Source organism: Candidatus Dependentiae bacterium, assembly GCA_026389065.1.
Classification (GTDB): Bacteria; Babelota; Babeliae; order Babelales; family Chromulinivoraceae; genus JACPFN01.
Genome location: JAPLIP010000063.1, coordinates 1 through 8,154, shown reverse-complemented (window position 1 = coordinate 8,154; position 8,154 = coordinate 1). Strand labels below are relative to the sequence as shown.

General features: G+C 37.2%; 8 protein-coding genes. 4 read left to right on the top strand and 4 right to left on the bottom strand.

What is annotated here, in order from left to right:
* Position 1: 1 nt before the first annotated feature.
* From NTU89_04465 to NTU89_04455, 3 genes are all read right to left on the bottom strand, one after another.
* Positions 2 to 1,279: a hypothetical protein gene (locus tag NTU89_04465; protein MCX5923782.1), complete on the bottom strand. Its 1,278-nt coding sequence runs from the start codon at positions 1,277 to 1,279 to the stop codon at positions 2 to 4.
* Between the two features lie 45 nt (positions 1,280 to 1,324).
* Positions 1,325 to 1,672, bottom strand: coding sequence for a hypothetical protein (locus NTU89_04460; protein ID MCX5923781.1), 348 nt, complete (start codon positions 1,670 to 1,672; stop codon positions 1,325 to 1,327).
* 76 nt (positions 1,673 to 1,748) lie between these two features.
* Positions 1,749 to 4,013, bottom strand: a complete 2,265-nt coding sequence (locus NTU89_04455; GenBank protein ID MCX5923780.1) for a hypothetical protein — start codon at positions 4,011 to 4,013, stop codon at positions 1,749 to 1,751.
* Positions 4,014 to 4,201: 188 nt separating this feature from the next.
* Here NTU89_04455 and NTU89_04450 point away from each other — a divergent pair, with 188 nt between their 5' ends.
* A complete protein-coding gene (locus NTU89_04450; GenBank protein ID MCX5923779.1) occupies positions 4,202 to 5,719 on the top strand; it encodes a YifB family Mg chelatase-like AAA ATPase in 1,518 nt (505 codons plus the stop codon).
* A 2-nt stretch (positions 5,720 to 5,721) separates the two neighbouring features.
* On the opposite strand, the gene NTU89_04445 is transcribed toward NTU89_04450, so the two are convergent.
* A complete protein-coding gene (locus tag NTU89_04445; GenBank protein ID MCX5923778.1) occupies positions 5,722 to 6,186 on the bottom strand; it encodes a hypothetical protein in 465 nt (154 codons plus the stop codon).
* A gap of 212 nt (positions 6,187 to 6,398) precedes the next feature.
* Here NTU89_04445 and NTU89_04440 point away from each other — a divergent pair, with 212 nt between their 5' ends.
* The 3 genes from NTU89_04440 to NTU89_04430 all read left to right on the top strand — a co-directional run.
* Positions 6,399 to 7,100, top strand: a complete 702-nt coding sequence (locus NTU89_04440; protein ID MCX5923777.1) for a hypothetical protein — start codon at positions 6,399 to 6,401, stop codon at positions 7,098 to 7,100.
* A gap of 145 nt (positions 7,101 to 7,245) precedes the next feature.
* Complete coding sequence (locus NTU89_04435) at positions 7,246 to 7,527, top strand: hypothetical protein (protein ID MCX5923776.1); 282 nt, start codon at positions 7,246 to 7,248, stop codon at positions 7,525 to 7,527.
* Positions 7,528 to 7,604: 77 nt separating this feature from the next.
* The coding region (locus NTU89_04430; protein MCX5923775.1) for a hypothetical protein at positions 7,605 to 8,154 on the top strand (550 nt) is incomplete at its 3' end.

Here is an 8,154-nt window from a genome sequence, read left to right as displayed (position 1 = left end):
TTTAAAAAATCAATGAAAGTTGAGCGCCATAGGTACAAGCTGTTGCAGCCCTCGTTCCGCCAAAAGTTCCTTTTAGGAATAGTTCAAATTGTGGAATGACTTTTTTAAAGTCCCCTTGGCGCGGGCAATAGACAGCCATGGCAAAGAAAGTATGGCGTGTCATTTCATCGAGTGAAAATGCAGTATTGATAACATCAAAGTTAAATCCTGTGCAAAGAGGGGTTACGCGATCATGTTGCTTTCTCCAATATTGATAAACGCCTTTTAGTGAAAAACGCTTTGATGGAGTATAAAGTTGCGCGTATAAGTTGAAGTTTTGCAAGAAAGAAAACTCTTTATAAGTTTGAGCGAGTGTTGGAAATAGAAGAGTTGTTTGAGTTGGAAATGTTTTTATTCGACGTATTTTTTGATTGCTCCAAAAATACCAAAATTGTCCACTAAATCCAACTTCTGCAAGGCTCCCAAGGTTGATCCCAAGCCCCCCTCCAAACGGTAAAGAGACAGATCCATCGGCTCCAAAAGGCACAGACATGATACGATGCTCGTTCACTTTTACACCGGTTGGAAGACTAAGCCCAACACGAAGATTTGCTTGTACGTTTCTTAAAAGTTGGCGACGAATCTGTGGAAAATCTTTTTGCCATTCTACTAAAAATGTCGTGTCTCCAATGCCATTTTGTTTCCAACATCCAACATTTAAATCAAAATACTTTTCTGAGTCTTGCACAAAAGAATTAACAAGCTCATTTTGTATTTGTTCACCTGCAAATAAGATATCATTTCCTGCGTATGCCCAATTTACAGAGCTCAGCTTTGCAAAACATACTGGAAGGTACGCGCTGATATAAAAATTACTTGGCAGGCCATAGGTTGCTCCAAATGCAACTTGCCCACAAGAAAATTTCCCAGTAGGAGTAAAAAGGCCATTGCTATAATCACTGACTCCACCACCAGGACCTCCAGCAATGCTATTTAAAACTTGTGGGTAAAGTGCGTCAGGGGCGTCAATTCCTTGGTACATTGAGATAAGATTTTGAGTTGGTTCATAAATCTGAAGTGGGTTAACTTCGAATGTAATCTCTTCATTAATGTCTGTTGCGTAGCCTTTTACGCTAAAGCTTTTTTCGCCAAGTATGTGAAATTGAAAATCTTGTGGCACCGGCTTTTTTAAGCGTAAGTTTATATCGTAAGGCACAAACATTCCAAGCGGTGCAGTTGCGTGAGCATTGTATGTAATAAAAGCAGAGTAAAAGAGTAGCAATCGTAATGTTTTTTTCATAAATTTCCTTAAAAATCCTTTTTTATCTTTTTATTTAAGTTGGTGTTAGGCATTCGCGTGTGATGCAAAATTACCATTTATTAAAAGTGATCCAGATGTGCTTTCTCTAACTAAACTTGTCTGGTTTATTGCGCCTCGTAAAAACGTTAAAGGTGCATATGATGATGCCATTCCCATTATGACAGAGCTGCTTGATGTTCCAGCAGAAATGCCCGCAATGAGCTGTTGTACCAATGGTGTTGCTTGTGTGTTTGATGGCTGATTTATTCCCTGAAAATAAGTAGAAGCAAGATTCCATGTTCCATCGGTAAAGTAGCTACTCATGTAATCATTAAATCTTACAAACGATGTGGGGTTTCCAGTAATTATCCCAGAAGAAATCTGTCCGGCCAAAAAATCATCAAACGGAAGGACAACAGAATCTTGTATTACAAATCTGTTGATTCGTGCTTGCTGCGTACCAAATGAATTATTTAGAACTGTTATCTGGAATATTTATTTTTGTAGCTTGTCCTGATGGTAAATTTAAAGAAAATAAACCATTGGTTGTTCCAATTAAACAAAATCCATTATCGATAATCATATCAAGAAAGAAGCTATTTGCGCTTACATTGGTTGATGATGTTATAAGCGTTGCATTTAACGCTGCTGTTGGAGTTGCCTTAAACTTGTTTGGATCAAGTGCTATTTGATACAGCTCTGTTTTTGTCATCACATATAAATATGTTTGATCCCAGACTAGTTTTTTTACAGATGAAAAATCACCAACAATTTTCCAAGTTTCGCCAGAAAAAGGATTAGTTGAAAGGTTTGCAAGGTTGCCATTCCATGTGTATCCAGTTATGTCGCCAGTTAAAACAGAAACGCCTGATGCTCCGCCGACAAAGATCCAGTTATTTCCAGCTCCATCGTTAGCAATTTCTGCGGCAATTAGTGAGCGATGATTGTTAATAGTGTCACCAGAAAAAGAAATGACATCAGAGGAGCTCATTGGATTTACCTGAAAAGAAGAAGAGGAAACGTATCCAGTTTGACCAATGGTGACACTGTTGTATCCAGTTGAAATGAGAAGGGAAATGGCATTATTAAATCCAGATGTTTGCTGTGGAAAATTAAACATTCCTTGGACAGCTCCAATTGCTGACTGCGCAGTAGTTAAAAATGGTGCAAGATTGCTTGATGTGGTAAATGTTGTTTGGTACAGAGATTTAAAAGTAGTTCCATCTAAAGATGAAATGTAAAATCCAGAAATAGTGTCGTATGAAACAATGCTGTAATTCATTTGCTGGTCAGATCCAAGCACTCTTGTCCAAGGTGTCCATCCAATTATATGTCCGTCCTTAGCAAAAAGAGCTTGGCTTTTAAAGGTACCAGGTTGCTGAGTTGCTGAGTTATAAGCTTCACCAATTACTATGTAAACGCAATCACCAAGAGAGTATAAACTTTCAATAGAATTTGGAGCATCTAGTGGAACGGTACCACCAACAGTTAACTGATCTGCAAAGGAACCGGTTGGATTAATTTGCGCAGGATCAGAAATGATAGTGCCAAAATATCTGTCATTAAAAAGAAGGGGATTTGCTTTGTAGGTATTTTGTATTTTAGTAAAATCTGCAATGAGCCCTGAGTTTTGACCTCCATGTTCTGAAGAAATTCTTGGAAGAGCATAAATAGTTTGTGGTCCGGTCCCATTATCTCGAGCAACAATTAAATAGTTCAGATTTGTGCTCGCTATCATGCCGGTTATGTTTGTGATGCGGACCGGCTGTACTGTTGAGAGAGTAGAAACAATCGTTTCATTATTGAGAACATCGGTAGGGGCTATTTGTATAAAGTTAATATCGTAAAGAGGTTCGCTTGTTGGCGCTGGAGTTATTGCAGTGAGGCGTGCGCTCGTGAGCGCAACGGCGCAACCAGTTGCTCCAGCTGTGGCATCAACGCCAATGTATGGCTGTTGAAACTTAAATAAAGATGCAATTGTTATGCTTGTTCCAAGGGCTGCAAGGTCAGCTCCTCCAGTTGTAAGTGCTGATGTTGAAGTAGAAATAGCAGTATCTGCTAGCTTGCTTAAATAAGGCATGCTGCCGCTAAATTTTCTTTCAAGCAGAGCTATTTTTGATGAACTATCTGTGCCAAAAGAGGCAGCTGAGTGAGCGACGTAAAAACTTTGCAGCGAAGCTAAAAGTGCTGCAACGTTTTGTCCAGCTCCAAAATCATAAAGTAAAAGACTGGTTATGTTTTTATGGGTATCTGTTTGCGTTGTATACCTTGCTAAATCTTGCACGGCATAAACTTTACCTGGATCTGTTGCTACGACAAAAACAGGTTTTTCTGAGGCTACATCAAACTGCAAAAATTGAGCTCCCCAGATTGGGTTTGCTATGGAATTTGCATTTACCTTTGTTCCGTCAAAAGAATAAACGGTTGCATCTTCTTCGTTTGCCATTGGAATGGCGATAGGGACAATTATTGATGGCACGTATGAAGCAAGTTGCTCAGTGTAGCTAAGGCCGTATGGTTTGACTGTATCAGGGTAGCTGCTCATTGCAGGGTCACCAGAAGCGGTCCATAAACGAGCTGTTGTTAATTCTGCTTTATAACCAAACTTTGCAAAGCCAATATCGAAACTAAATGTTTCACCGGTTGCAGCGCTTGGATCACCTTTTGCAAGAGGTGCTTGAAGTTGGACGCAGTAAGCTGAAGATAGTAATAAAAATTGAAATATTTTTTTCATTGTTTGTCATCCTTAATTGATGGTCGCTAATTGATGGTCGCTTCTTGAAAAAACTGTTATGGTATTGGGTTTTTTGCAATTATAACTTTTCTAAATGCATTAAAAATGATATCTTTATTTTCATGCGAGTAGTTCTGAGTTATTTAATGTAGTAGTTTACACAAAATTCAAAAAAATTAGATCTTTTTATGCATACAAAAATTTTTTCTGCGACCACCATTGGAGTCAATGCTCACCAGGTTGATGTTGAAGTTGACTTAGCCTACGGACTTATAAACTTTTTCATTGTTGGATTGCCAGATGTTGCAATTAAAGAAAGTCGACAACGAGTACTTACTGCTTTGAAAAATTCTGGTTTTCGCATGCCAGAAAAAAAAATCACCGTTAACCTTGCTCCTGCTAATTTAAAAAAAGAAGGAACATTGTTTGATCTGCCTATTGCGCTTGGCATTTTAAAGGCGGGAAAAATGATTCATCTCCCTCAAGAGTTTTTAGACGAAACAATTATCATTGGTGAGCTATCACTTGATGGCACAATCAATGCAATTAAAGGTGCTCTTGCTATTGCTTGTGATGCAAAACGTCTGGGTAAAAAGCGTCTTATTTTGCCTAAAGAAAATGCGCAAGAAGCAGCACTTATTGATGGCGTAGAAGTGGTAGGCGTAGGTAGCTTGATTGAATTAATTCACTATGTAAACGGTGAATCTTCAATTACAGCAACCAAAACAAATGTTTCAGAATTTATAGCAGCGCAAAAAACACAAGAGCTTGATTTCTCTGATGTAAAAGGCCAAGCATGGGCCAAGCGCGCACTTCAAATAGCTGCTGCAGGTAGGCATAATGTGCTTTTTTCTGGACCCCCAGGTTCTGGAAAAACAATGCTTGCAAAAAGACTGTTGACCATCATGCCAGATATGACATTTGATGAAATTATTGATACGACTAAGGTTTACTCCATTAGCGGAAAACTTGGAAATAAGTCTTTAATTGTTCAACGTCCTTTTCGAAGCCCACACCACTCTGTTTCTCAGGCTGGTTTAATTGGTGGAGGAGCTTTTCCAAAGCCTGGAGAGGTAAGCCTTGCTCATCATGGAATTTTATTTTTAGATGAAATGACAGAGTTTAAAAGAGATGTTCTTGAGGCGCTTCGTCAGCCGCTAGAAAATCGAGTCGCTGAAATTGCTCGAGTGCAACAGTCAGTTCAGTATCCGGCATCCTTTTTGCTTGTTGCGGCATTAAATCCATGTCCTTGCGGATATCTTGGTGACAGTACAAAGACTTGTATTTGTTCACAAGGTCAAATTCAAAAGTATCAAGAAAAGCTATCAGGGCCACTTCTTGATCGAATAGACATTCGAGTTTCTGTTCAGGCGGTAAGCTACCTTGATGCAACAAGAGAAAAAGGCGTTGATGAGATCAGCTCTGCATTTTTAAAAGTTGGCGTACAAAAAGCGCTTGAAGCTCAGCAAAAGCGATTTGGAGTCGAGGCAAAATCAAATGGGCTTATGACAGCTCAAGAGATTTCTCAGCACTGTATTTTAACTGATGAGGCTGAGGCCTTGATGCAAAAAGCGTTTACCAAATTAAATTTAAGCATGCGTGGTTATCATAAAACTTTAAAAATTGCTCGTACGATTGCCGATGTTGAAGGTTTTGAAAAAATTGAAAGTCAGCATATTCAAGAAGCAATTATGTATAAATCCTAGTTTTATGGTCTATTTCCGATGCGATACTTCTGTGTTTTTAATCGCTGTCGTTTTGCGTTAATTCGGTTTGCTTTATCTTTTATTTCCTGTTCTTTTTTATCGTTAGATGATTGTGTTAAGAAGTTTAGGGTAAAGTCTTGAGCCTTTTCTTTTGTAGTAAAAGCAAATGTTTGAGGCTGAATAGTTGCAAAGTCAACAAGCCAAAGCCCTGAATCTTGTTCTTGTATAATTGCAATTCTTGATTCTTGCTCGTTTGGATCTCTAGAGTCATCAGTTTCTGCGGTAAGAATAGTATCATCTACCATATCGTTAATTGTTAGCTGCTGAGCACTGCTGAGGGTAAAGTGTTTGTGCGCTCTGTGCTGGGTTCCAATTCTAAATAAATACCCTTCATCTATTGGTGCTTGCGCTGGGTTAATAGATGACTGAAAGAAGAGCAAAGAGCTTAAAATAAATATTTTTCTCATTGTTTTTATGTCTCAAAAAAAGGTTAAAAATATATGCAGATGCTAATAACTTTTACATTCGTTATTCAAGTGTTTTCATATAATTTGTATTTTGGTGCATTAAGTTGCTGATTTTTCAAGTTGTTGTTTTGATTAAAAGGTGTCCTTTGTTATACTTGGCGAGTATTGTTATAACTTTTTAAGTTTAAAATTAATCGCCTTTGGGGGCATACGTGCGTAAAAAAACTAGTCAGTTTTATTTTAAAAAAATGTTTCTTTTTTCTGTAAGCATTTTAGTTTTTTGTAGCTCTATGCAAGCTGCAAAACTAACGGCTCAAGAGGTTCAACGTAAATATAAAAACTCTTTTGAGCTATTTATTTCTATGCAAGAAAATTATCAGCTGCTTGAGTCAGATTTAATGGGTCATTTGTTTTTACAGCTTGATGGAAGCTCAGATGTTTTAATGAAATCGCTTAGATCTGATAGAAAAATTCTTAAAAAGGCTATGAAAAAAGCAAAAAAGAATAAGGCTTTATCGCTTGAAGAGCTTGAAAAAGATTATCAAACGATTTGTGATTTATATATCTATCTCAAGATGTATCGTTTGAATAATGATGTTTTTTTCTTTCATCGGCAAATGTGTGAAAAGTGGGGCAAGTTCTCTGCTTTTATCACAAACGATAAAGATATAATTTCATTGGTTTCTGATCTTGGAATAGAAAATCAGAACGCAGACAGTTTAAAAAATCTTTTAAAAATAATAAAAAAAGACCAACAAATAGCTGATGAATATGAAAACATGGTTCATTCTGACTGGATAGATTTAAAATTAGCTAATTATGTTTTAAGAGTTGAGCTGATAAGGATTAGAAATGCTGCAATGTTTCACCCTTTGCTTGATGGCGTAAAAATAAAAACAATTTATCCAAGGTAAGTAGAGCAAGAAAGAGTATTAAATATTAAAAGACAGCTATGGGCTGAATAAAAAGACGTTGCGATCTTTTTTTCTTGAGTTCCCGATTATTTTTATGCAACTCTAATTTTAGGGTTAGTGGGTAAAAAAGATTTGGGAGTATTTTATGAAAAAAGTATTATCTATGTTCTGTTTGATTTCTGTAATGCCTGTTCTGGCTTCTTTGGATGGCTGTGTTCTGAAAGGAGATTTATCTTCACGGTCTTCAGCTTTGCTTTATGATATCTATGCCAGAATAGCCGCTGTTTCCTCTGCCGATGGTAAAAATAGGCATATTTCTTATCTTGAGGTGGACGAAGAAGAGAGATTTGCTAAAACATTTTTAATGTCTGGGGCTATTACGCCAAGAGAGCGTGATATTAAAGAAGAAAACCTTAATCTCAAATAAAATCTTTTAGAATTTCATAGTCTGACAATAAATAAAGGCTTACAATCATTGTACGTCTTAGATTATATGGAGGCATCATGAAAAAATTTTTCGCACAAAAAAATCTGTATCTTTTGTCTTTGATTATGACCTTTACAACTTTTTCAAAAGAATCGCCCCATAAAACAACTGCTTCGTGCGGCAACTTTTCTTACTCGCAGTCTTTTGAGGGCTCTTCAGAAAGCAAGGCTTCTTCAAGCAAATCTGGGTTTTTTGCATCCTCGTCAAATCAAACAACTTTTCCTTGCAGCCAGGAGATTTCTTACAGCCAAGAACAGCTTAATGATATGGTCTTTCTTGCTTTGTTAAAAAATCAAATTGGTGAGTCAAGATTTGCTCAGTTCATGCATGAATGCCACATCAATGAGTATGGTTGTAGCAAGAATCGTTTACATGAAATCATAAAATATTACAGCTTTGAAGAGTTGGAGCGATTAATTATTCATGACCAAGGGTTAACTAAAGAGCAAGCACTAAACACTTGGCAATGGTTTTGCAATCAAAGATATGGGAGATCGGCCAAAAAAAATGATGGCTATGAGGGCATTGTCCAAAAGTATGATCAAAAAGAAAAGGCAAAACTCAAAC

Excerpts from the sequence above, each read along its gene's own strand:
- NTU89_04465 (MCX5923782.1), bottom strand. The coding sequence starts at position 1,279 with ATGAAAAAAACATTACGATTGCTACTCTTTTACTCTGCTTTTATTACA.
- NTU89_04455 (MCX5923780.1), bottom strand. The coding sequence starts at position 4,013 with ATGAAAAAAATATTTCAATTTTTATTACTATCTTCAGCTTACTGCGTC.
- NTU89_04450 (MCX5923779.1), top strand. The coding sequence starts at position 4,202 with ATGCATACAAAAATTTTTTCTGCGACCACCATTGGAGTCAATGCTCAC.
- NTU89_04445 (MCX5923778.1), bottom strand. The coding sequence starts at position 6,186 with ATGAGAAAAATATTTATTTTAAGCTCTTTGCTCTTCTTTCAGTCATCT.
- NTU89_04435 (MCX5923776.1), top strand. The coding sequence starts at position 7,246 with ATGAAAAAAGTATTATCTATGTTCTGTTTGATTTCTGTAATGCCTGTT.